Below are 2,423 nucleotides of genomic sequence, written 5' to 3'. Positions count from 1 at the left end.
GCCGGGAAGCCAGGCGGACAGGCGGGCGGGCAGCGCCATCAGGGACACCTCGAGGGAGCGGGGACGGGACGGATCGCGCAGAAGCGGGCCGCCGCAGGGAACCGGGCGGGGAACCGCCCGGCGCGGCGGCGCGCGGCAGGCGGGCCGGAAAGCGGGGCAGGCGAGGGAGCGGGAAGACACCCCGAAGAAGCGGGGACAGGGCGGGTCGCGCAGAAGCGGGCCGCCGCAGGGAACCGGGCGGGGACCGACCCGGCGCGGCGGCGCGCGGCAGGCGGGCCGGGAAGCGGGGCAGGCGAGGGAGCGGGAAGCGCCATCAGGGGATACCTTGGACTGCGGACCGGACGGATCGCCGGGAAGCGGGGCGCCGCAAGCGGATGGGCGGGAGGCCGGGCGGGGGACCGCCCGGCGCGGTGGCGCGTGCCCGGCAGGCCGGGAAACGGGACAGGCAGGAAGGCGGGAAACGCCGTCAGGGACATCCCGAGGACGCCCGGCGAGCCGGACCCGCGAGGGGTGCGGCCCGCCGGGCAGGGCCGGACGGAGTGCCGGGCGCGGCGGAGGAGGGGAGGAGGAGCGCCGCGCCCGGGGCCCGCCGGTCAGACGCCGGCCAGACGCCGGTCAGGCGTCGGCCAGAGCCGCGCCCTGCTGCGGGCGCATGTCGGCAGGGTCGATCCCCGCCACCACCACCGGCTTCTTCATCGCGTCGCGGCGGAAGGGCTCGCCCAGCTCCTGGTTCAGCAGCACCTCGATGAAGGTGGTCCTGCCCTCCTGCATCTGCCGGTCGAGCGCCTTGTGCAGCTCGTCCGTCAGCTCGGCGGCGCTGCGCACCACCACGCCTTCCACCCCGCAGGCCTGCGCGATGCCGGCATAGCTGGTGTCGCGGTCGAGCTCGGTGCCGACGAAGTTGTTGTCATACCACAGCGTCGTGTTCCGCTTCTCCGCGCCCCACTGGTAGTTGCGGAAGATCACCATCGTGATCGCCGGCCAGTCGTCGCGCCCGCAGGCGGTCATCTCGTTCATCGAGATCCCGAACGCGCCGTCGCCCGCAAAGCCGACCACCGGCGTGTCCGGGTTGCCGATCTTGGCCCCGAGGATCGCCGGGAAGCCGTAGCCGCAGGGACCGAACAGCCCCGGCGCCAGATACTTCCGGCCCGCCTCGAAGCTCGGATAGGCGTTGCCGATCGCGCAGTTGTTGCCGATGTCGGACGACACGATCGCGTCCTCGGGCACCGCCTGCATGATCGCCCGCCAGGCCTGACGGGGGCTCATCAGATCGGCGTCGCGGGTGCGCGCCTCGGCGTTCCACTCGGTGCCCGGATCGTCCTGCTCGTGGTCGAGGCTCGACAGCTCCTGCGCCCAGCGGGACTTGGTCTGCGCGATGCGATCGCGGCGCTCCTGCCGGCCGGCGTCCCCGGCCTGCGGGGAAAGCTGCGACAGGATCCCGCGCGCCACCTTGCCGGCATCGCCCTCGATCCCGACCGTGACCTTCTTGGTCAGGCCGATCCGGTCGGGGTTGATGTCCACCTGGATGATCTTGGCGTCCTTCGGCCAGTAATCGATCCCGTAGCCCGGCAGGGTCGAGAACGGGTTGAGCCGCGTTCCCAGCGCCAGCACCACGTCGGCGTCCCGGATCAGCTCCATCGCCGCCTTCGAGCCGTTATAGCCCAAGGGGCCGACCGCCAGCGGGTGCGAGCCGGGGAAGCTGTCATTGTGCTGGTAGTTCGAGGCCACCGGCGCGTCCAGCCGCTCGGCCAGCTTCACCAGATCCGGGATCGCCCCCGACAGCACCACCCCGGCGCCCGACAGGATCACCGGGTTCTTCGCCTCGCTGAGCAGCTTCGCCGCCTCGGCCACCGCCGCCTCGCCGCCCGCCGGACGCTCGAACCGGACCACCTGCGGCAGCTCGACATCGATCACCTGGGTCCAGTAGTCGCGCGGGATGTTCATCTGCGCCGGGGCGCTGTTGCGCCAGGCCTGCATGATCACCCGGTTCAGCACCTCGGGAATCCGCGCGGCGTCGCGCACCTCCTCCTGATAGCAGACCGCGTCGGCGAACAGCCGCATCTGCTCCATCTCCTGGAAACCGCCCTGCCCGATGGTCCGGTTGGCCGCCTGCGGCGTCACCAGAAGCAGCGGCGTGTGGTTCCAGTAGGCGGTCTTGACCGGCGTCACGAACCCGGTCACCCCCGGCCCGTTCTGGGCGATCGCCATCGACATCTTCCCCGTCGAGCGCGTGAACCCGTCCGCCATCAGCCCCGCATTCGTCTCATGCGCGCAGTCCCAGAACGTGATCCCCGCCTTCGGAAACAGATCCGACACAGGCATCATCGCAGACCCGATGATCCCGAACGCATGCTCGATCCCATGCAGCTGCAGAACCTTAACAAAAGCTTCCTCAGTCGTCATCTTCATCGAAATATCTCCTT

General features: G+C 71.1%; 1 protein-coding gene. It reads right to left on the bottom strand.

What is annotated here, in order from left to right; genetic code table 11:
* Window positions 1-615 precede the first annotated feature (615 nt).
* Complete coding sequence (gene xsc, locus KTN05_RS17380) at window positions 616-2,409, bottom strand: sulfoacetaldehyde acetyltransferase (protein ID WP_217330626.1); 1,794 nt, start codon at window positions 2,407-2,409, stop codon at window positions 616-618.
* Window positions 2,410-2,423 lie beyond the last annotated feature (14 nt).

The organism is Paracoccus sp. Z118 (assembly GCF_019061185.1).
Lineage (GTDB): Bacteria > Pseudomonadota > Alphaproteobacteria > Rhodobacterales > Rhodobacteraceae > Paracoccus.
Note: the sequence above shows the minus strand (reverse complement) of the source record. Positions and strands in the feature narration are given on the sequence as shown.